Raw genomic sequence first — 21,614 nt, 5'->3', positions numbered from 1 at the left:
AATGCATGAGCATTTTTGGAGGGGAAAGCATAAAATGAAAGCAACTTGGGAAAAAATAGAGCTGAACACTGTATCATTAAATGTTGAGGTTGGTGCAGACAAAGTATCATCAGCTCTAGATCAAGCATTCAAAAAGGTTGTAGCAAAGGTTAACGTACCTGGCTTCCGCAAAGGTAAGGTGCCTCGCGCAATTTTTGAAGCGAAATTTGGCGTGGAAAGCCTGTATCAGGATGCAATTGATATTCTATTGCCTGAGGCATATTCCGAAGCCGTTAAGGAAACAGGCATCGAGCCTGTTGATCGCCCGGAAATCGATGTTACACAATTTGGAAAAGGACAAGAGTTTATCTTTACGGCTAAAGTAACAGTTAAGCCAGAGGTAACACTTGGCGAGTACAAAGGCGTAGAGGTTTCCAAAGTATCTGCAGAAGTGACAGAGGAAGAAATTGCAGCAGAGCTTGAGCGTTTGCAACAACGTCACGCTGAGCTAAACGTAGTTGAAGAAGGCGCTGCACAAGATGGCGACATCGCGATCATCGACTTTGAGGGCTTTGTTGACGATGCTCCATTTGAAGGCGGAAAAGCTGAGCGTTACTCGCTTGAGCTGGGATCAGGCTCATTTATCCCAGGCTTTGAAGAGCAAGTAGTTGGAATGCAGCTAGGCGATTTCAAAGATATTGAAGTTACTTTCCCTGAAAGCTACCATGCAGAAAATCTTGCGGGCAAGCCTGCAGTATTCAAAGTGAAGCTGCATGAGCTGAAACGCAAATCTTTGCCTGCGCTTGATGATGAATTTGCTAAAGATGTAAGCGAGTTTGATACGCTTGAAGAGTTCAAAAAGGACTTGGCTAGCAAACTGCAAGAAACTAAGGAAAAAGAAGCTAAGCAAGCTCAAGAAACAGAAGTGATTTCCAAGGTTGCTGAAGCAGCTACTGTAGAGGTTCCGGCTGCAATGGTGGAAACTGAGCAAAACTACATGCTGCAAGATTTCGAAAATCGCCTGCGCATGCAAGGCATGACGCTTGATCTGTACTACCAATTCTCTGGTCAAGACGAGCAGGCCCTTCGCGACCAAATGAAAGGCGATGCAGAAAAACGCGTATTGAACAACCTTGTGCTGGAAGCAGTAGCTAAAGCTGAATCGCTTGAAGTTTCCGAAGAGGAAATTAACGAAGAGCTGGAAAACCTGTCCAAAGCGTATAACCGTCCTGCAGAGGAAATCCGCAGCATCTTTACGCAAAATGGTAACATGGAAAACCTGACTGAGGATTTGCTGCTTCGCAAAGCAATTCAATTCCTTGTTGACAACAGCGTAGCAGTTTAAGCTGATATACACACGATCAATGACGTAATAAATAAGGCACGTGTCCAGCGTGCCTTATTTTTAAACTTCGGCGCTGCGTACTGACAATGTTAAAATTCACCATACATAACGTTTGAGAAAGTTCGTATACATATAACGATTGTAATTGTTAAAGACTGATGAAAAAATGACATCATCATTCCAACATGATACAATAGAAGTGTTCGCATAAAGTCTAAATTGAAAGAAGGTTGATCGCATGAACTTAGTTCCAGTCGTTGTTGAACAGACGAATCGTGGGGAAAGATCTTACGATATTTATTCCCGCTTGCTTAAGGATCGTATTATTTTTCTTGGAAGTGCGATTGATGATGATGTGGCAAATTCAGTAATTGCTCAGCTGCTGTTTCTAGCTGCTGAAGATCCTGAAAAGGATATCCATCTTTATATCAATTCACCTGGTGGTTCTGTAACTGCAGGGATGGCAATATACGATACAATGCAGTATATTAAACCTGATGTAAGCACGATTTGTATGGGGATGGCTGCAAGCATGGGATCTCTTCTGCTTACTGCTGGTGCGAAGGGCAAGCGCTTTGCATTGCCGAACGCAGAGGTCATGATTCATCAGCCGCTAGGCGGCGTACGTGGGCAAGCTTCTGATATTAAAATTCATGCAGATTGGATTTTAAAGACAAAGCAAAAGCTGAATGAAATCTACGTAGAGCGTACAGGTCAACCATATGAAAAAATCGACCGTGACACCGATCGCGACAATTTCATGAGTGCACAAAATGCAGTGGAATATGGATTGATCGATAAAGTCATTACTGCGCCAGTAGGTTAATTGAAAACTGTTGAGCTGAAGGGGTGAATCAATGTTTAAGTTTAATGATGAGAAGACACAATTGAAGTGTTCTTTCTGTGGCAAATCGCAGGAGCAAGTACGCAAGCTCGTTGCTGGTCCTAGCGTTTATATATGTGATGAATGTATCGATCTTTGCTCCGAAATCGTTGAGGAGGAGCTAGGTCAAGAGGAAGAAGTGGATTTGAAAAATATTCCGAAGCCAGTGGAAATTCGTTCAACGCTTGATTCCTATGTTATCGGCCAGGATTTTGCGAAAAAATCTTTGGCGGTAGCGGTTTACAATCACTATAAGCGTATCAACACAGGCAGCAAAATTGAAGATGTAGAGTTGCAAAAAAGTAATATTTTGCTATTAGGTCCTACAGGATCTGGTAAAACATTGCTTGCGCAAACGATGGCTAGAATTTTAAATGTGCCTTTTGCGATTGCTGATGCTACATCGTTGACAGAAGCAGGCTATGTCGGCGAAGATGTTGAAAACATTTTGCTGAAGCTGATCCAGGCTGCTGACTATGATGTTGAAAAAGCAGAGCGCGGTATTATTTATATCGATGAAATTGATAAAGTTGCACGTAAGTCTGAAAATCCTTCCATTACACGCGATGTATCGGGTGAAGGGGTTCAGCAGGCGCTATTGAAAATTCTTGAAGGTACAGTTGCTTCCGTACCGCCACAAGGTGGAAGAAAGCATCCGCATCAAGAGTTTATTCAAATTGACACAACCAATATTCTGTTTATTTGTGGCGGCGCGTTTGATGGCCTTGAGCAAATTATTAAACGCAGAATCGGTAAAAAGGTCATTGGCTTTAATTCATCTGGCGAATTGACCAAGGACTTGAAGCCAGGCGAATACTTGTCTATGGTATTGCCTGAGGACTTGCTCAAGTTCGGCTTGATTCCAGAGTTTGTTGGCCGTTTGCCAGTCATTTCTACTCTAGAGCCGCTTGATGAAGCAGCACTGGTTCGTATTTTGTCCGAGCCGAAAAACGCGCTTGTCAAGCAGTATCAAAAGCTGCTTGAGCTGGACAATGTCAAGCTTGAATTCAAGCCTGAGGCGCTTGAAGCAATTGCCAAGGAAGCGATTAAGCGAAACACAGGTGCACGCGGCCTGCGCGCGATTATCGAAGGCATTATGCTTGATTTGATGTATGAGGTGCCATCGCGTGATGATGTGACAACATGCGTCATTACGGAGGAAACCGTAACAAGCAAAATCGTTCCTGAGCTTAGCAGCACTGAGAAAAAGAACGGCAAGAAGGAAGAAAGTGCGTAACGTCACTTGAATATCGTCAAAGGCACCACCTCAAGCTTAAAGCAGTTGAGCAAGAGGTGGACTTTGGCATTTATGGGAGAGATAAGTATGTACTTACGTCAGAATACTGTACCTGTCAAGGTTGGCAATCTAACGATTGGCGGCAGCAATGAAGTGCTTATTCAAAGTATGTGTACAACGAAAACAGCGAATGTGGAAGCGACCGTAGCAGAGATTTTACGGTTGGAGGAAGCGGGCTGCCAGCTTGTACGCGTAACCGTCAACAATATTGAAGCTGCAGATGCAATTAAAGAAATTAAGAAGCGTATCCATATCCCGCTAGTGGCTGATATTCATTTTGACTATCGTCTTGCTTTGCGCGCGATTGAAAATGGTATCGACAAGGTGCGTATTAATCCAGGAAATATCGGTCGTCGCGAAAAGGTAGAAGCGGTTGTCAAAGCGTGCAAGGAAAAAGGAATCCCGATTCGTATCGGGGTTAATGCCGGTTCATTGGAAAATCATTTGCTTGAGAAGTATGGCTATCCGACTCCAGAAGCGATGGTAGAAAGTGCGCTATTCCATATTGGTATCCTGGAGGAGCTCGACTTCCACGACATTATCGTGTCATTAAAAGCGTCTGATGTGCCGATGGCGATCAAAGCATACTCGATGGCGGCTGAAGTAATCAAGTATCCACTGCATCTTGGCATTACAGAAGCAGGGACGCTTCATGCCGGAACGATTAAAAGCTCCGCAGGGATTGGCGCATTGCTGTCTATGGGAATAGGCAATACAGTGCGCATCAGCTTGTCTGCCGATCCAGTGGAAGAGGTAAAGGTAGCACGCGAGCTGCTGAAAACGTTCGGCTTGATTACGAACGCTGCTACGCTTGTCTCCTGTCCGACCTGCGGTCGTCTCGATATCGACTTGTTCTCTGTAGCCAATGAAGTAGAAGAATATATTTCCAAAATTAAAGTTCCTATTAAAGTTTCCGTTCTGGGATGTGCCGTTAACGGACCTGGAGAAGCGCGTGAAGCCGACATCGGCATTGCCGGAGCTAGAGGCGAAGGTTTGCTGTTCCGCTATGGACAAATGATCCGCAAAGTGCCAGAGGCTGAGCTTGTAACAGAACTGAAAAAGGAAATCGACGAAATTGTTCGCATTTACGAAGAAACAGGTGAAATTCCTGGCCGAAAAGAGCATGTAAAGAACTAATTCTATATTTTATACTTCGAGCTCCAGCAAGCTGTTGGAGCTTTTTTGCATATTTGCATAATGAAAAGCGATCATTGCGGCAATACCAATGCAGTGATCGCTTTTTTGTGAAACTGATTCTTCTTTTTCTATTCAGCAAGATTATTCCATCTGCTAGAGGGTAATACTAGAGATATGTGAAATTCGAGTGAATGATCTAAATAAATAGGAGAGTGAAGTTCAATATGGATATGAGCATCTTGCTTATGGTAATCCAAGTATTTTTTGCGGTAGTAATCGGTTTATACTTTTTCAATTTGCTGCGTAATCAGAAGCTGAACAAGGCAGCTGTTGATCGAGAATCGAAAAAGGAGATGGAGAAGCTGCGCAAGCTGCGTTCCATCTCCTTAACGAAGCCGCTTGCCGAAAAAACGAGACCGCAGTCAATGGACGATATTGTCGGTCAGAAGGACGGTCTGAAGGCGCTCAAGGCAGCGCTGTGCAGCGCCAACCCGCAGCACGTCATTATCTATGGTCCGCCCGGCGTCGGGAAAACAGCGGCCGCTCGTGTCGTCCTGGAAGAGGCAAAACGCAATGCTGCCTCGCCGTTTTTGCCTAGCGCCAAGTTTACGGAGATCGATGCGACAACTGCACGTTTTGACGAGCGCGGCATAGCCGATCCGCTAATTGGTTCGGTGCATGATCCGATCTATCAAGGAGCAGGAGCGATGGGCGTTGCCGGCATTCCACAGCCAAAGCCAGGTGCGGTGACCAAGGCGCATGGCGGCATTTTGTTTATTGACGAGATTGGTGAATTACATCATGTGCAGATGAATAAACTATTGAAGGTGCTGGAGGACCGCAAAGTTTTTCTGGAAAGTGCGTATTATAATTCGGAGGATAGCAATATCCCGACCTATATTCACGATATTTTTCAAAACGGCTTGCCGGCTGACTTCCGCCTCGTAGGCGCTACCACTCGCTCGCCTCAGGATATTCCTCCTGCGATCCGTTCGCGCTGCATGGAGGTCTATTTCCGTCCGTTGCTGGCTGACGAGGTAGCGGAGATTGCCAACAATGCTGTCATGAAAATCGGCTTCCCGCCTTGTCCTGAAGCGGTTGAGGTGGTTAAGCAGTATGCAACCAACGGTCGGGAAGCGGTCAATATTATTCAGCTCGCTGCTGGCATCGCTTTGTCGGAGAAGCGCGACAAAATTTATGCAACTGATATTGAGTGGGTTGTCAACAGCAGTCAAATTCCGCCGCGTCCAGAGCGGAAGGTTCCATCGCGTCCGCAGATCGGCTACGTGAACGGACTTGCTGTGTATGGCCCAAGTATGGGAGCGCTGCTGGAAATTGAAGTAAGTGCAATACCTGCTGCCAAGGGCAAGGGCACATTTACGATTACGGGAGTGGTGGAAGAGGAAGAGCTGGGCGGTGGCTCGCGCACGCTGCGCCGTAAAAGCATGGCAAAAGGCTCAATCGAAAATGTGCTGACTGTGCTGCGTCTGAAAGGATTGAATCCGCAGGATTATGATTTACATATTAATTTTCCTGGCGGCTCGCCAGTTGATGGACCTTCGGCAGGCATTGCGATGGCAACAGCCATAACATCAGCTATTTTGCAGGTTCCAATCGACAATCGCTTGGCGATGACTGGTGAAATCGGCATTCACGGCAATGTTAAGCCAGTAGGCGGCGTGTTGGCAAAAGTGGAAGCAGCCTTCCAAGCTGGCGCTATTCGTGTTATTATTCCTAAGGAAAACTGGCAGGAAATTTTTGCTGATTTGAATGGGCTGCAGGTTATTGCTGTTTCACGAATCGAGGAAGTGCTTGCCCATGTATTTCCTGAGCTTGCTAATTGGAATGAGGAGGAGCAAACGGAGCAGTGGAGGCTCAATCTTTTTAACAAGCCAACCTATCCATATTTGCAGGCAGATTCATTAGAATGATAAGATGAAGGAAGAGTATAAAGAATGGAGGTGCTGGAATGGGATCTAGCAAATCAAAGACTCGTCGTATTCCATTGCTCCCGCTGCGGGGCTTGCTTGTCTATCCCAGCATGGTGCTCCACCTAGATGTGGGAAGGGATAAGTCAATTCGTGCGCTTGAACGCGCGATGGTCGATGACCAGAACATTTTGTTGGTTTCGCAAGCTGAGGTAAATATCGAGACGCCGCTTGAGGAGGATATTTTCCGTGTTGGTACAATATCCAAGGTTAAGCAAATGCTCAAGCTGCCTAACGGTACAATTCGCGTGCTGGCTGAAGGCTTGATGCGTGCGGAAATCGTGGATTACGTCGGCAACGATGATTTCTATGAGGTGCTGGTCAAGGAGCTGCCAGAGCCGTCTGAGCAATCGCCAGCGATTGACGCGCTGATGCGCTCCGTGCTGACTCAGTTTGAAAACTATGTTTCGCTATCCAAAAAGATTACAGCCGAAACGTACGCTGCTGTTTCAGATATTGATGATCCTGGGCGCTTGGCCGATGTTATTACGAGCCATTTGTCGCTGAAAATAAAGGATAAGCAGCGTATTCTGGAAACGGTTGATGTGGAGAAGCGCCTTGAGGCGCTTCTTGATTTGCTAAACAACGAGCGAGAAGTGCTGGAGATGGAGCGGCAAATTAATTCGCGCGTGAAAAAGCAAATGGAGAAAACGCAGAAGGAATATTATTTGCGCGAGCAGATGAAGGCGATTCAGAAGGAGCTTGGCGAGAAAGAAGGCAGGCTTGGCGAAGTGGAGGAGCTGCGCAAGCAGCTAGAAGAAGCGCAGCTGCCTGAGTCAGTGGAAGAAAAGGTCAGCAAGGAAATCGACCGCTTGGAAAAAATGCCGCAATCATCGGCTGAGGGTGGAATTATTCGTAATTATATTGATTGGCTTCTGGCATTGCCTTGGAGCAAGATGACCGATGACGATCTCGATATAGCCCGAGCAGAGCAAATACTTGATGAGGATCACTATGGGCTGGAGAAGCCGAAGGAACGTGTACTTGAGTATTTGGCGGTACAGAAGCTGGTTAAGAAGCTTAAAGGGCCTATTCTTTGCCTGGTCGGACCTCCCGGGGTTGGTAAAACATCTTTAGCCAAGTCGATTGCCAAGTCGCTTGATCGTAAATTCGTCCGCATTTCGCTTGGCGGTGTGCGGGATGAAGCGGAAATTCGCGGGCATCGCCGCACCTATGTGGGGGCTATGCCGGGGAGAATTATGCAGGGGATGAAATCGGCAGGGACGAAAAACCCGGTTTTCCTGCTCGATGAAATTGACAAAATGGCCTCCGACTTCCGGGGAGACCCTTCAGCAGCGCTACTTGAGGTGCTTGATCCGGAACAAAACAGCACATTCAGTGATCATTTTATTGAGGTGCCATTTGATCTGTCTTCAGTTATGTTTGTGACAACAGCGAACTCCTTGCATACAATTCCACGTCCGTTGCTTGACCGAATGGAAGTGCTTCAGGTTCCTGGCTATACCGAGCTTGAAAAGACAGAGATCGCCAAGCGCTACCTCTGTCCGAAGCAGCGGCGCGATCACGGCTTGAGCGAGGAGCAGCTATCCTTTCAGGATGATGCGATCAGCCTTATTATTCGTCAGTATACACGCGAGGCTGGCGTGCGTAATTTAGAGCAGCAAATCGCCGCGCTATGCCGCAAAGCAGCAAAGGCATTCGTCTCGGATGAAGCGCTGCAGCAAATTGAAATTGACGAGGCGAAGGTGAAGGAGTGGCTTGGCAAGCCAATATTCCGCTACGGCTCAGTCGATGCCAGCCATCAAATTGGCGCAGTTACAGGCTTGGCCTGGACTGAGGTTGGCGGCGATACGCTCGTTATTGAGGTTTCGACGATGCCGGGCAGCGGCAAGCTTAACTTGACAGGCAAGCTTGGCGATGTGATGAAGGAATCAGCGCAGGCGGCATTCAGCTATATTCGCTCGCATGCCGAAGAGCTGAACATTGATCCGGCATTTTATGAGAAGCTCGATATTCATATCCATATTCCTGAAGGTGCAATTCCGAAGGATGGACCGTCTGCCGGCATCACCATGGCAACGGCTCTGATCTCAGCCTTAAGTGGACGATATGTGTCGAAAGAGGTAGCGATGACCGGCGAAATTACGCTGCGCGGCAGAGTGCTGCCAATTGGCGGACTGAAGGAGAAATCTCTCGCTGCACATCGCGCCGGTATTAAAAAAGTGTTGCTGCCTTATGACAATCAGCGTGATCTGGATGATATTCCTGAAAGCATTAAGCAAGAGATGGAATTTGTTCCTGTTGCTCATCTGGATGAAGTGCTGAAGCATGCATTACTGGAGCAAAAGGAGCATTAGATAAATGAAAATTAAGCAAACAGAATTTGTAATTAGTGCGGTTAGACCAAATCAATACCCGGAGGATGGCCTGCCAGAGATTGCTCTGGCAGGTCGCTCTAACGTTGGCAAATCATCCTTGATCAATAAAATGATGCTGCGTAAAAATTTGGCAAGAACGAGCTCGCAGCCGGGAAAAACTCAGCAGCTCAACTACTATCGCGTTAATGAAGCGATTTACCTGGTCGATTTTCCTGGATACGGCTATGCCAAGGTTTCAAAAAAGCAGCGTGAGCAATTTGGCGTCATGATCGAAACTTATTTAAGAGAGCGGCAGCAGCTTGTGCTGCAGCTGCTCGTCATTGATATTCGGCATGAGCCCTCCAAGGACGATGTGCTAATGTATGAATGGCTGAAGCATTTTGAAATTCCTACATGCATCGTTGCCACGAAGGCGGACAAAATCCCTCGCTCCAAATGGGACAAGCATCTAAAGCAGATCAAGCAAACGCTTGGCGCTGATAAGGAAGTGCCGGTCGTTCTATTTTCATCTGAAACAGGGCTTGGCCGCGAGCAGCTGTGGGATACGATTTTGGACGCAATAGATGCAGCGGGCATGCAGCTGCCAGACTCTGGCGGTACAACTGAGGCTATGGTGGAGCTGTCAGAAAATAAGCAAGAGCAATCATAATTGACTTACGGATAAGGTAGCATACAAGAGAACTTTTAAGCAGATTTCGAGGATGCTAACAGATAACTTGAATTTTTTTTGGATATTTCCGTTATTTCGCAGAATACGCTTGAAAATCGGAGCTGAACGGCAGGAATATGAGCTCCAAATCACGTATAATATAACGTATAAGCGTGTATTCGGGCTTTTCTGGATTTGCTATTAACCAGGAAAGCGAAGAATTGAGGAGATTTTTATGGCTAAGCGGATAGCCACAGAGTATGTTCATGCAAGATTTCAGTTGAGCAGTTCAGAGTTGAAAGATTTTATCCAGTTAATGGAGGAGCAGCAGCTATCCCTTCAAGTTCTTGTACTTGAAAATGGCAGCCAATCGCTCGTAGTAGAGGATGTAGCCGGACATGAAAAGATTAAAATGACATTTGAACGTCATTATGATCAGTATGTGTGTGAGATGTCTTGCACCGTTGTCCAGTTAAAGCTGACGAATGCAATGCGCAAGGCGGTTTCCGTATTCCGCGGCAATGCAATCGTAAATCGAATTTATAGCCATTATACGATGCAATATCATTATAAGCAGGGTGCCGTTCAGCTTATTGTAGAAATTAGCGATAAGGGAAGACGGATTGTTTTCGAAAAGAAAAACACAGCACAGAAACTGCAGCATGTATTCGATAGTCGCTTGATCGAAAGAGAAATCAGGCTGATTAGTCTGGATATCGATCATTTGCTAGATCAGCGCATCAGAGCAAGCTCCAACGAGGAAGTTGCTGAGATCGATGCACAATTAAAGGAACTGACCGTCAAGCTGTTTCAGCTTGAGGCGTACTAATCTTTCCGCAGCATGCAAAGCTTGGCAAAAAGCTATGCATGCTGCGGATTTTTTTGTAGCTGTACCGCTTGAGGCTCTTATCATGATTAGCAAATTTTGGCTTAATAAAAAAATAAAATATGAGCAACAGGTAGCAATGATGAGCAATGTTGAGTAAATTAAAGAGAGGCAGCTATCCCTGTTTGATAAGGCAAAAAAACCACAAAAAAACTGTTGCATTTCTCTTCATAAGATGTTATTTTTAATCTCGTTGAAAACATTTAGGTTGTTCAAAATTAGGAACCAGGATTCACTCAGGACATAGTAATGTTGCGAGAGATTAATCCCTCGAGAAGTGAATGACGTAGGTCCTAGCGGATGAAATTTTTTAAACATTTTATTCCTAGGAAGGGGGAACCGAAGGATGGAATATTCAACTTTCGGAAGACACGTTGCTGTTGATGCATGGGGTGTTGATTTTGACTTGCTAAATAGTGCGGAGGAACTGCAATCTCATATGGTTGAGGCGGCAGAAGCTTGCGGTGCTACAGTGCTATCTGTACAATCTAAACAGTTTGAACCTCAAGGCGCTACAGTACTTGTACTGTTGTCGGAGAGCCATCTCTCAATTCATACGTATCCTGAGAAAGGGTTTGCTGCGCTTGATTGTTACACTTGTGGCGAAACCGTTGATCCTCAGCTGGCCATTGATTACATGCTCTCAGTTTTGAAACCTAAAAAAGCTCATGCTAAAAAGCTGGTTCGCGGCATGGGAGAGCTTCAAGTCGTGGAACCTGAATTAAACCAAATTGAGTTAGTATAACGATGATGATATTCGATAACCATAGGCTTAACGTCTATGGTTATTTCTTTACATACTGTGCAATACTAAAGCAATAGTTTTCAAATATTAGTCAAATATGCACCTTTTGAGTATTTAGTATTATGCTATAATTAGAATTATTATAAAAACGTCTTAAGGTAAGGAAGGAGATCACCATGCATATTGTCGTTGTTGGCTTGAACTATCGTACTGCCCCTGTAGAGGTTCGCGAGCGCTTTGCATTGGCAGAAGAACAGCTGGCTGGCGCATTGACTGCATTGAAAGCAACAATGAGCATTATGGAATGTGTGATTATCGCCACCTGCAATCGTACGGAAATTTACGCAGTTGTGGAACGCCCACAAATTTGCGGTCATGATGTGCGCTGGTTTATGGAAAACTGGTTTGGTTTGCCGAGAGCGCAGTTCACCAGCTACTTGTATATGTATGAGGATCATCGTGCCATAGAGCACTTATTTAAAGTTGCAAGCGGACTGGACTCGATGATTATCGGGGAAACTCAAATACTCGGTCAGGTTCGCGACGCTTTTCTGGAAGCGCAAAACCTGAAAACAACAGGAACCATTTTTAATATGCTGTTCAAACAGGCTATTACATTGGCCAAGCGTGCCCATTCCGAGACGAAAATTGGCGAACTGGCGGTGTCTGTCAGCTATGCGGCAGTCGAGCTAGGAAAGCACATATTCGGCAGCTTTAACAATAAAAATGTAGTCGTGCTTGGAGCAGGCGAGACAGGTGAGTTGACTGCAAAGCATTTGCACGGCAACGGAGCCTCGAAAATATCGGTTGTAAATCGTACATTGGAAAAAGCGCAGGAGGTGGCTGCTTCGTTCGGCGGCTTTGCCTATACATTTGATCAGGCAAAAGCGGCGATGGAGCAGGCTGATATTATGATCAGCTCAACTGCGGCAAAGCAGTATATTTTGACGGCAGAGGATGTCCAACGTATTATGGACAAGCGCCGCAATCGACCTCTGTTTATGATCGACATTGCTGTGCCGCGAGATTTTGATCCGCGGATTGCCGAGCTGGATAACGTTTATTTATACGATATTGACGATCTTAAGGATATAGTGGAAAGCAATCTTGCTCAGCGCAAGCAGGAAGCTGTGAAAATCGAAGCGATGATTGCTGAGGAAATCAAGCAATTTGAAAGCTGGTACCAGACGCTTGGCGTTGTACCGCTTATTCGTGCCCTGCACAGCAAGGCAGAGCAGGTTCATGCCGCAACCATGGTCAGCCTAACCAATAAGCTGCCTAATTTGTCAGAGCAGGAGCTGAAGGTCATTCGCAAGCTGACCAAAAGCATGGTCAATCAGATGATTCAGGAGCCTGTTGTGCGCATTAAGGAATTGGCAGGCGAGAAAAAGGCTGATGAAGCGATGGCGTTGTTTACCCAACTTTTTGACTTGGAGCAGGAGCTTGCTCTCCTTGCCGAAGAAAATGACAAGAAGGAAGCACAGTCGACTGCTGTCCAGGAACGCAACTCGCTTGTTCGCTCAGCGAAAAAGCTTGCTGCCTTGGTGCGTTCATAGCTTTTCAATTTTAATGCCCTCAAGTTTCGATTGTACTAATTGAAGTAGAACGCAGGGTGGTGCAATGATGAATTGGGAATTGTGGATATATGACAGTATCGTCTATATATATGCCCTGAGTCTGCTGTTTTACTTTTCTGATTTCATTTATGAAAATCGAAAGGCAAAGCAGCTAGGCACAGGGCTGCTTGTTTTTGTATGGGTGCTTTCAGGAGCATTTTTAATTATGAGAGTTGTAACGGAGCTCAATGCACCAGTTTTTGAGTTTACGAATGTTGATTTGCTGCAATTATTTTCGTGGACAATGATTACAATTTCATTTATTCTTAGCCGATTTTATAATATTGAGCTCATTATATTTTTTGTCAACATTATCGGGTTTTCATTGTTCGCGCTTAATTTATACAGCTTTTCCTTAAAGGGCAATACGCTCGAGCTGTGGCAGACGACGCGTGAGCTGCTCTATGTCCATATTAGTCTAGTGATTAGTGCCTATGCGATTTTAACCGTAGGGGCGCTGCTGGCAATTATGTATTTGATTGTGCATCATGCGCTTAAGAAGAAAAAGTGGATGAAATGGCTGCGGCGCTTTCCTAGCCTTGAGGTTATTGCTAGAACGATGGAGCGGATGGTCATTATCGGCTTCCCGCTGCTCATTATGTCTTTGGCGATCGCTTTAATTTCGATTATTGTAGAAGGCAAGACGCAAATGCTGCTTGATGTGCAAATTATTACGAGCATTGTTGCGATTGGCATCTATGGCTATTTTATTTATCAGCGCTCTGTACATCAGAAGCCTGGTCATGAAATTGCCAGGCTGTATTTGCTAGCCTTTGCGATTCAAATTGTGAATATGCTATCTGGCGAATACTCGTCCTTCCACTAAATTCGCTTGACAAGGGGGCGTTACATGATGGATGAGGTTTACCCTATCATGCTTAGGCTTGGCAGACAACGAGTTGTTGTCGTAGGCGGGGGCAGCATTGCTGCTCGCAAGGTGAACGGCTTGCTCCAAGGAGGCGCTCAATCGGTTACGGTAATTGCGCCTCAGCTGTGCGAGAAGCTGCAGCAGCTCGCTGATGAGGGCAGTATATGCTGGCAAGCGAAACGATACGAAAAGAGTGTGCTGAAGTCGGCTGGATTAGTATTTGCAGCGACTGATGATAGGCGGCTTAATGAGCAGATTAGCAATGATGCCTTGAATTGCGATATACTGGTATGTAATGTCAGCGATGGCGAGCAGGGCAGCTTTATTACGCCAGCTGTGGCAAGAAGCAATGAGTTGACGGTTGCGATATCCTCAGGTGGAAGCAGCCCCGCTCTCGTCAAGCATATGAAGCGGGAGCTGGAGCACAATTACTTGCCACACTATGATCAGGCGCAGCAGCTGCTAAAGCGATTGCGCGCTGATGTGCTTCGCACTGATATGAATGCCCGTCAGCGACAGCATCTGCTGTCGCTTGCTGTATCTGAGGCAGTAGAAGCGGCTGAGCAGCCGTATGAAACGTGGTACGCCTCGTTATATAATAGAACTGTACAGGTTGAAGGTGAGGATGCAGAAAATGAACGCGAAAATAATTAAGGTCGGCACTCGTCAAAGTCAGCTTGCGCTTACGCAAAGCGGTCAGGTGATCAAGCAGCTTGAGAAGCTTTGCCAGCAGCATGGACTGCCGTATACATTTGAGATTCATAAAATTGTAACCAAGGGCGATCAAATTTTGGATGTAACCTTGTCCAAAGTAGGCGGCAAAGGACTTTTTGTCAAAGAAATTGAACAGGCGCTGCTTGATGGCGTCATTGACATGGCGATTCACAGCATGAAGGATATGCCGTATGAGCTGCCTGCAGGCTTGACGATCGGAGCGGTTCCTAAACGGTTGACGCCACAGGATTGCCTCGTATTAAAGCAGGGAGCATCATTTGAAGATTTGCCCCAGGGAGCCAAGGTTGGAACTAGCAGCCTGCGCAGAAGCAGCCAGCTGAAGCATGCGCGGCCAGATCTTGACTTGCAGTGGATACGCGGCAATATTGACTCGCGCTTGCGCAAGCTTGAAACAGAGGGCTTCGATGCGATTGTATTGGCTGCGGCCGGTCTGACACGAATGGGCTGGGAGGAGCGCATTTCGGCGCTATTGCCAGTTGAGCTTTGTGTGCCGGCAGTTGGACAAGGTGCGCTAGGTGTACAATGCCGTGACAATGATAACGAAGTTACGAAGCTGCTAGCCTTGCTGAACGATGAGGAGTCTGCGCTTGCTGTTGCTGCTGAACGAAGCTTTCTTGGCACGCTGCAGGGCGGCTGTCAGGTTCCGATTGGCGCGCATGCTACTATCGTCGAGCAGTCCGCAGCAGGCGCTGTACTAGAGCTTACAGGCATCGTAGGTTCGCCGGATGGAAACACTCTGCTCAAGGAAATCCGACGCAGCACCGACCCGGTGCAGCTGGGGAGGGGTGTGGCGGAGCATCTGCTAAGCAATGGTGCTCGCAACATTTTAGAGGATGTTCAAAAAGCAGGGCTTTGATGACGATGCGCCGCTTCGTAGCGGATTCGACGGCGAATCTTGAACGCTAGCGAAAACTGCGGTGCTCACGTAGCAAGTGCCTACGCTGCGCTCCTCGTTTTCTACTAGCGTCCAAGCTTCTTGGTCCTGAAAGCCCAGCTTTTTGAACCCTCATTTTAAGTGGAAGTTCAAAAAGCTGGACTTTGATGACGATGCGCCGCTTCGTAGCGGATTCGACGGCGAAGCTTGAACGCTAGCGAAAGGCTTGCTTTCGAAGTATGTTTTCTGCGAAAACATTTGAGGTGCTCACGTAGCTCTGCTTCTACGCTGCGCTCCTCGTTTTCTACTAGCGTCCAAGCTTCTTGGTCCTGAAAGCCCCGCTTTTTGAACCCTCATTTTAGAGGAAGTTCAAAAAGCTGGACTTTGATGACGATGCGACTTCTCTGTAGCGGATTCGACGGCGAATCTTGAACGCTAGCGAAAGGCTTATGCTTTCGAAGTTTGTTTTCTGCGAAAACATTTGAGGTGCTCACGTAGCTATTGCTCTACGCTGCGCTTGTTTCGTAGCATAGTCACGTTGAAAGCACCAGCGAAGGAGCAAGCAATCCGAAAAACGAACGTGTGTCGCCTTTAAACCCTTATGCAACCAATAATATTTAATCAATGCATAAGGGTTTAAAAAGCGACTGGAGGAGTGCTTGCTCCGAAGCACTGAAATTCAAATAGCTCAACTTAGATAACGCTGAGTTTGCTTCGCAGCATAATCGACGATGAAAGCCCCAGCGGAGGAGTAAAGCATCCGGAAAACGAAGTGTGTCGCCTTTAACATCGTAATGCAACCTTAAAAATTCAAATAAGAAAGCATAACGATTTAAAAAGCGACTGGAGGAAGCTTTGCTCCGGAGCGCTGAAATTCAAATAGCTCAACTTAGATAACGCTGCGCTTGCTTCGCAGCATAATCGACGGTGAAAGCCCCAGCGGAGGAGCAAAGCATCCGGAAAACGAAGTGGGTCGCCTTTAACATCGTAATGCAACCTTAAAAATTCAAATAAGAAAGCATTACGATTTAAAAAGCGACTGGAGGAAGCTTTGCTCCGGAGCGCTGATATTGAGTAAAGATTGAGGGATAAGAGGATGAAAAAGGGGAAAGTGTATTTGGTGGGCGCAGGTCCTGGCGATCCGCGGCTTATTACGATTCGCGGCATGCAGTGTATTAAGGAGTGCACAGCAATTGTGTATGATCGCTTGGCAAGCCCGCGTCTGCTGCGTTATGCCAAGCCAGATGTGAAGCGCGTTTATGTGGGCAAGCTGCCCGACCGCCATACGATGAAGCAGGAGGAGATTAATCAGCTGCTGGTCGATTTGGCGCTGGAGGGGCATGTTGTTACACGGTTAAAAGGAGGCGACCCTACGATTTTCGGACGGGTTGGCGAGGAGGCTGGCTTGCTCAATCAGCACGGTATTCCTTATGAAATTGTGCCTGGCATTACGTCGGCGATTTCGGTGCCTGCCTATGCGGGAATTCCGGTAACGCACCGCGACCACGCGTCATCGCTCTCGATTGTTACGGGCCATGAAAGTCCAGATAAGCTGGATCGCTCAATTTATTGGGATAAGGTAACAAATGCTACAGGCACACTGCTGTTTCTTATGGGCGTTGCCAAAATCGACTATATTTCAAGACAGCTTATGAAGCATGGCCGAAGCCCCGATACGCCTGTTGCGCTTGTTCGATGGGGAACAACACCAGAGCAGCAAACGCTTGTCGGTACGCTGGAAAATATTGCGGAGCTGGTGAAGCAAACGAAATTTGAATCTCCTGCTGTCATAATTGTTGGCGATGTGGTCAAGCAGCGTGAAGCTTTGCAATGGTATGAGAAAATGCCGTTGTTTGGCATGCGTGTATTAGTGACGCGCGCACGCTCGCAGGCAAGCGAATTTGCAGAGAAAATTGAAGAGCTTGGCGGAGAACCATGCGAGTTTCCGGTCATCGAGGTACGCAAGCCAACAGCTGCCAGCATGCTTGATCAAATTAATGCATGCTTATATCAAGCAGAAGGCTATGATTGGCTCGCCTTTACAAGTGTAAATGGCGTTGACTATTTTTTTCGCGCACTGGTTGAGCAAGGGATTGATGTGCGGCGCTTTTATCGCGCCAAAATTGCAGCTGTCGGTCCGAAGACCGCTGAGGCGCTGCAGCAGCGCGGCTTGAAGGTCGAGCTGCAGGCTGGTCGCTACGATGCAGAGGGCTTGGTTGAGGCGCTGGATGGCGTAATGCAGCAAGGAGAGCGCGTGCTGCTGCCGCGCGGCGATCTGGCCCGCTCCGTGTTGCCGCAGCAGCTGAGAGAGAAAGGCATCGTAGCAGATGAGATCAGCGTTTATGAAACGGTGGTTGCTGAGCAGCAGGACCCGATTGTACTGGAATGGTTGAAGGATAAGCATATTCATATGCTGACGTTTACAAGCTCTTCTACTGTTCATCATTTAATTAAAGTGCTGCAGCATCATGGATTCGAAGATCCAGTCGCGCTGCTTTCACAGTATCCGATTGCCAGCATCGGTCCAATTACGTCAGATACAATCCGCCAGTACGGCTTAACGGTAACCGTTGAAGCGGCAGAAGCGACAATAGACTCTTTAACTGCCGCACTTGTCGTTTACAATGCTGCGAAGCAGCAGCAATAGCATCATGCAAAGTTACAGCACATACTTAGGGCGTGTCTGAAAACCCGCTCAGCGGCCCCTTTCACCGCCTTTTCGCCCCCTGCTTCGTTCCGTTTGTTTGACGTACGCCCGGTACGCCTTCACAAACGCGCCTTGCATGGAACGAAAATTCGGCAAAATTGGCTGTCCTCGGAGTTCTCAGACATGCCCTACAAGACAACTTTGTGTTACAAAAGTTTGAGGAGGGCGACATTATGACATTTCCTATTACTCGCAATCGCAGGCTGCGCCGATCTGCAGCTTTGCGCAGCATGGTGCGAGAGCATACATTGCAGGTAGAAGATTTTATTTATCCGATATTTGTTACCCATGGCGAAGGGGTAAGAGAAGAGATTCCGTCAATGCCAGGCGTATACCATCTGTCTCTCGACCAGCTTAAGCTGGAAATTCAGGAGGTTGTTGAGCTGGGCATTAAATCGGTGCTTATTTTTGGAGTGCCAGCCTATAAGGATGCGCAGGGCAGCTCTGCCTATGATGATGAAGAAATCGTACAGCAAGCGATTGCTGCAATCAAGCAATGGGCGCCTGAGCTCGTTGTCATCGCAGACACATGCTTGTGCCAATTTACCGATCATGGTCATTGCGGAGTCGTGCATGTGGAGGAAGCAACAGGCATCGCTCAGATTGACAATGATCAATCACTGCAGCTGCTAGTTAAAACGGCTGTATCCCAAGCTAGAGCCGGCGCTGATATTATTGCGCCTTCCAATATGATGGACGGCTTCGTGGCCGCGATTCGTCAAGGACTGGACGAGGCCGGCTTTGCCGATATCGCAATTATGTCCTACTCCGTAAAATATGCCTCGGCATTTTATGGACCGTTCCGCGATGCCGCTCATTCAACGCCGCAGTTTGGCGATCGCAAAACGTATCAGATGGACCCTGCCAATTCGCTCGAAGCATTGCGCGAGGCAGACAGCGATGTCGCTGAAGGAGCGGACTTTTTAATGGTTAAGCCTGCGCTTGCTTATTTGGACATTGTACGCACGTTGAAGGAGCAGTTTGATCTGCCGCTCGTAGCCTACAATGTAAGTGCGGAGTACTCAATGGTGAAGGCTGCCGCAGCAAATGGCTGGATCAACGAGCAGGCCGTTGTCCTGGAAACGCTGCTAGGCATGAAGCGTGCTGGCGCATCGCTCATTATTACGTACCATGCCAAGGATGCAGCAAAATGGCTGAAGGATTCTGAGGGTTAGCATTTTTGTAAAGTTGAGGAGGAGCAAGGATGAGCAAACGTGTCGATACTTTATCAAAGCAAGCATTTGAACGTGCGAAGAAAGTAATTCCTGGCGGAGTGAACAGCCCTGTGCGCGCCTATAAATCAGTTGGCTTGACGCCAGTTTACGTAGAACGCGGCGCAGGCAGCAGCATTTATGATATTGATGGGAACCGCTATATTGATTATATTCTGTCCTGGGGGCCGCTTATTGCAGGACATGCTCACCCTAAAGTTGTTGAGGCGCTGCAGGAGACGGCAGCGAAAGGGACCAGCTTTGGTGCGCCAACCGAGCTGGAGACGCTGATGGCCGAGCTAGTTGTTGAGCGTGTGCCATCTGTCGATATTGTGCGCATGGTCAATTCGGGCACAGAAGCGACAATGAGCGCACTGCGTCTGGCGCGAGGCTATACGAAGCGCTCGAAAATTTTGAAATTCGAGGGCTCCTATCATGGACATGCCGACAGCCTGCTCATTAAAGCCGGCTCAGGCGTTGCAACATTGGGCTTGCCTGATTCGCCGGGCGTGCCGCAATCGGTAGCCGAAAATACGATTACGGTGCCTTATAATGATTTGGAAAGCGTAAAGCTGGCGTTCGAACGCTATGGTGAGGAGCTTGCCTGCGTAATTGTCGAGCCGATTGCTGGCAATATGGGGGTTGTGCCACCGCTGCCAGGCTTTCTTGAAGGCTTAAGAGAAATGACGAAGCAATATGGCAGTCTGCTTATTTTTGATGAGGTAATGACGGGCTTCCGCGTCGATTATCATTGCGCGCAAGGTAAATTTGGCATTACGCCTGATTTGACCTGCTTTGGCAAAGTGATAGGCGGAGGTCTTCCAGTTGGGGCTTACGGCGGACGACGCGATATTATGGAGCAAATTGCGCCAAGCGGACCGATTTATCAGGCTGGAACATTGTCCGGCAATCCGTTGGCTATGGCCGCAGGCTATACGACGCTGCAGTTGATGACGCCAGAGGCCTATGCGCAGCTTGAGGCAAAGGCGGCCCGCTTGCAGCAAGGATTCGAGGACAACGCCAAAAAATATGGCGTGCCGCTAACGATCAATCGAGTCGGCTCAATGGTTTGCCCATTTTTTACGGATCAGCAGGTCATCAATTTCGAAACGGCCAAAACGTCGAATTTATCGTACTTTACAAGCTATTTCGGGCATATGCTTGATCAAGGCGTCAGTGTGCCGCCATCACAATTTGAAGGTTTGTTCCTTTCCATCGTGCATAGTGATGAAGATATTGAGCATACGATCGCTGCTCAAGGCTATGCGCTATCACAGCTCTAAACAGCTCTAAACAGCTCTAAACTGAGGTGAATGCTATGTTAGAAGGTTTGCTGACTCGTCAGGGGGCGGATCTCGTCCTTGATTACAAAGGGTTGGCGCAGCGTTTAACAAAAGAGCAGGCCAAGTATCAGCCTGAGGTAGGCAGCCATCCGCATCTTGTGCGGCAATGGCTGCAGGCTTGCTCGATATTGCCTGCAAAATGGGTTAATCGAATCTTTTCGGTAGGCGGCATTACATGGGCTGGCGAGCAGCTGCATTTGATCGCCTATATGTATGCTGACTTGCAGCAAAATGATGATTATCGCGCAGCGCAAACCGAATTAAAATCAGGAGCGGCGCGGCTTGAAATTTTGTATGAGGATGAGCATTTGCTCGTTGCCAACAAGCCTGCGGGCATGCCAGTGCATGGCGCCAACAAAGGGCAGCGCAACAGCCTTGACGTTGCAGTAGCGGTCCATATGCTGCGGCAAAACGATCCGATCATCGTTAGACATATACATAGGCTGGATGATGATACATCAGGCCCGGTGCTTTATGCGAAAAATGAACTGGCGCAGCAGCGGCTTGATGAGCAGATGCGCAACAAGCAAATTGAGCGCTCCTATATCGCAATCGTGCATGGAAAATTGAACAGCAAAAAAGGGACGATTCGCGAGCCGATTGGCAAGGATCGTCATCAGCCAAAGCGGAGAATGGTCACGCCGAAAGGCGAGGAGGCCATTACCCACTACGAGCTGGTTGAAAGCGGAGAGCTGTACTCCGTTGTCAAGCTTGCCCTGGAAACGGGGCGCACCCATCAAATACGTGTTCATATGAGCCATATTCGCCATCCGCTTGTTGGCGACTACTTGTATGGCGGCAATACAGAGCTGCTTAGCCATCAAGCGCTGCACGGGTCAAGCTTAAGCTTTATTCATCCGGTAACAGGCGAGCAGCTTGTTGTTGAAGCCGAGCTTCCAGCCTGGTATGCAGAAATAAAGCAGCATATTACAAAAAGTTAGTCATGCTGAGCCTTCCTTCACCATATAGATAAATAGTGAAAGCTAACGTTAAACAAGCATTCATTATGGTG

Annotated in this window: 17 protein-coding genes; all 17 read left to right on the top strand. The window is 47.4% G+C overall.

The genetic code is table 11. From position 1 onward, the window contains the following. Positions 1–34 precede the first annotated feature (34 nt). On the top strand, positions 35–1,324 hold the full coding sequence (gene tig, locus KJS52_RS12875) for a trigger factor (protein WP_213515686.1): 1,290 nt from the start codon (positions 35–37) through the stop codon (positions 1,322–1,324). 238 nt (positions 1,325–1,562) lie between these two features. Next, complete coding sequence (clpP, locus tag KJS52_RS12870) at positions 1,563–2,150, top strand: ATP-dependent Clp endopeptidase proteolytic subunit ClpP (protein ID WP_213515679.1); 588 nt, start codon at positions 1,563–1,565, stop codon at positions 2,148–2,150. A gap of 31 nt (positions 2,151–2,181) precedes the next feature. Next, the gene (gene clpX, locus KJS52_RS12865) at positions 2,182–3,444 is read left to right on the top strand and encodes an ATP-dependent protease ATP-binding subunit ClpX (RefSeq protein WP_213515661.1); all 1,263 of its coding nucleotides are present in this window, start codon (positions 2,182–2,184) and stop codon (positions 3,442–3,444) included. 87 nt (positions 3,445–3,531) lie between these two features. Continuing rightward, positions 3,532–4,641, top strand: coding sequence for a flavodoxin-dependent (E)-4-hydroxy-3-methylbut-2-enyl-diphosphate synthase (gene ispG, locus KJS52_RS12860; protein WP_213515659.1), 1,110 nt, complete (start codon positions 3,532–3,534; stop codon positions 4,639–4,641). A 224-nt stretch (positions 4,642–4,865) separates the two neighbouring features. Continuing rightward, a complete protein-coding gene (gene lonB / locus KJS52_RS12855; RefSeq protein WP_213515657.1) occupies positions 4,866–6,572 on the top strand; it encodes an ATP-dependent protease LonB in 1,707 nt (568 codons plus the stop codon). A 38-nt stretch (positions 6,573–6,610) separates the two neighbouring features. Continuing rightward, complete coding sequence (lon, locus tag KJS52_RS12850; RefSeq protein WP_213515656.1) at positions 6,611–8,947, top strand: endopeptidase La; 2,337 nt, start codon at positions 6,611–6,613, stop codon at positions 8,945–8,947. 4 nt (positions 8,948–8,951) lie between these two features. Beyond that, entirely contained in the window at positions 8,952–9,617 is a 666-nt protein-coding gene (yihA, locus tag KJS52_RS12845) for a ribosome biogenesis GTP-binding protein YihA/YsxC (protein WP_213515654.1), read from the top strand. A 235-nt stretch (positions 9,618–9,852) separates the two neighbouring features. Continuing rightward, complete coding sequence (locus KJS52_RS12840) at positions 9,853–10,446, top strand: non-ribosomal peptide synthetase module (protein ID WP_213515652.1); 594 nt, start codon at positions 9,853–9,855, stop codon at positions 10,444–10,446. A 403-nt stretch (positions 10,447–10,849) separates the two neighbouring features. Further along, on the top strand, positions 10,850–11,248 hold the full coding sequence (gene speD / locus KJS52_RS12835; RefSeq protein WP_213515650.1) for an adenosylmethionine decarboxylase: 399 nt from the start codon (positions 10,850–10,852) through the stop codon (positions 11,246–11,248). Between the two features lie 176 nt (positions 11,249–11,424). Further along, entirely contained in the window at positions 11,425–12,804 is a 1,380-nt protein-coding gene (gene hemA / locus KJS52_RS12830; protein ID WP_213515648.1) for a glutamyl-tRNA reductase, read from the top strand. Between the two features lie 67 nt (positions 12,805–12,871). After that, on the top strand, positions 12,872–13,690 hold the full coding sequence (ccsA, locus tag KJS52_RS12825) for a cytochrome c biogenesis protein CcsA (protein WP_213515646.1): 819 nt from the start codon (positions 12,872–12,874) through the stop codon (positions 13,688–13,690). 27 nt (positions 13,691–13,717) lie between these two features. After that, positions 13,718–14,386, top strand: a complete 669-nt coding sequence (locus tag KJS52_RS12820; RefSeq protein WP_213515644.1) for a precorrin-2 dehydrogenase/sirohydrochlorin ferrochelatase family protein — start codon at positions 13,718–13,720, stop codon at positions 14,384–14,386. Beyond that, positions 14,367–15,323, top strand: coding sequence for a hydroxymethylbilane synthase (hemC, locus tag KJS52_RS12815; RefSeq protein ID WP_213515642.1), 957 nt, complete (start codon positions 14,367–14,369; stop codon positions 15,321–15,323). Before KJS52_RS12820 ends, hemC begins: the two co-directional genes overlap by 20 nt. A 1,114-nt stretch (positions 15,324–16,437) precedes the next feature. Continuing rightward, positions 16,438–17,988 (top strand): uroporphyrinogen-III C-methyltransferase, encoded by a 1,551-nt coding sequence (gene cobA, locus KJS52_RS12810; protein WP_213515640.1) that lies wholly within the window; start codon positions 16,438–16,440, stop codon positions 17,986–17,988. Positions 17,989–18,221: 233 nt separating this feature from the next. Next, positions 18,222–19,223, top strand: coding sequence for a porphobilinogen synthase (hemB, locus tag KJS52_RS12805; protein ID WP_213515639.1), 1,002 nt, complete (start codon positions 18,222–18,224; stop codon positions 19,221–19,223). A gap of 29 nt (positions 19,224–19,252) precedes the next feature. Further along, positions 19,253–20,542, top strand: a complete 1,290-nt coding sequence (gene hemL, locus KJS52_RS12800; RefSeq protein ID WP_213515637.1) for a glutamate-1-semialdehyde 2,1-aminomutase — start codon at positions 19,253–19,255, stop codon at positions 20,540–20,542. Positions 20,543–20,577: 35 nt separating this feature from the next. Next, complete coding sequence (locus KJS52_RS12795; protein WP_213515635.1) at positions 20,578–21,543, top strand: RluA family pseudouridine synthase; 966 nt, start codon at positions 20,578–20,580, stop codon at positions 21,541–21,543. The last annotated feature ends 71 nt before the right edge of the window (positions 21,544–21,614 follow it).

This window comes from Paenibacillus montaniterrae, assembly GCF_018403185.1.
GTDB lineage: Bacteria > Bacillota > Bacilli > Paenibacillales > Paenibacillaceae > Pristimantibacillus > Pristimantibacillus montaniterrae.
This window is presented reverse-complemented; position numbering and strand designations above follow the sequence as displayed.

Bases quoted from the DNA above. Each gene is read 5' to 3' on its own strand.
- clpP (WP_213515679.1), top strand. From the start codon at position 1,563: ATGAACTTAGTTCCAGTCGTTGTTGAACAGACGAATCGTGGGGAAAGA.
- cobA (WP_213515640.1), top strand. From the start codon at position 16,438: ATGAAAAAGGGGAAAGTGTATTTGGTGGGCGCAGGTCCTGGCGATCCG.
- KJS52_RS12840 (WP_213515652.1), top strand. From the start codon at position 9,853: ATGGCTAAGCGGATAGCCACAGAGTATGTTCATGCAAGATTTCAGTTG.
- hemL (WP_213515637.1), top strand. From the start codon at position 19,253: ATGAGCAAACGTGTCGATACTTTATCAAAGCAAGCATTTGAACGTGCG.
- hemB (WP_213515639.1), top strand. From the start codon at position 18,222: ATGACATTTCCTATTACTCGCAATCGCAGGCTGCGCCGATCTGCAGCT.
- tig (WP_213515686.1), top strand. From the start codon at position 35: ATGAAAGCAACTTGGGAAAAAATAGAGCTGAACACTGTATCATTAAAT.
- clpX (WP_213515661.1), top strand. From the start codon at position 2,182: ATGTTTAAGTTTAATGATGAGAAGACACAATTGAAGTGTTCTTTCTGT.
- hemA (WP_213515648.1), top strand. From the start codon at position 11,425: ATGCATATTGTCGTTGTTGGCTTGAACTATCGTACTGCCCCTGTAGAG.
- lon (WP_213515656.1), top strand. From the start codon at position 6,611: ATGGGATCTAGCAAATCAAAGACTCGTCGTATTCCATTGCTCCCGCTG.
- ispG (WP_213515659.1), top strand. From the start codon at position 3,532: ATGTACTTACGTCAGAATACTGTACCTGTCAAGGTTGGCAATCTAACG.
- KJS52_RS12795 (WP_213515635.1), top strand. From the start codon at position 20,578: ATGTTAGAAGGTTTGCTGACTCGTCAGGGGGCGGATCTCGTCCTTGAT.
- lonB (WP_213515657.1), top strand. From the start codon at position 4,866: ATGGATATGAGCATCTTGCTTATGGTAATCCAAGTATTTTTTGCGGTA.
- hemC (WP_213515642.1), top strand. From the start codon at position 14,367: ATGAACGCGAAAATAATTAAGGTCGGCACTCGTCAAAGTCAGCTTGCG.
- speD (WP_213515650.1), top strand. From the start codon at position 10,850: ATGGAATATTCAACTTTCGGAAGACACGTTGCTGTTGATGCATGGGGT.
- yihA (WP_213515654.1), top strand. From the start codon at position 8,952: ATGAAAATTAAGCAAACAGAATTTGTAATTAGTGCGGTTAGACCAAAT.
- KJS52_RS12820 (WP_213515644.1), top strand. From the start codon at position 13,718: ATGGATGAGGTTTACCCTATCATGCTTAGGCTTGGCAGACAACGAGTT.
- ccsA (WP_213515646.1), top strand. From the start codon at position 12,872: ATGAATTGGGAATTGTGGATATATGACAGTATCGTCTATATATATGCC.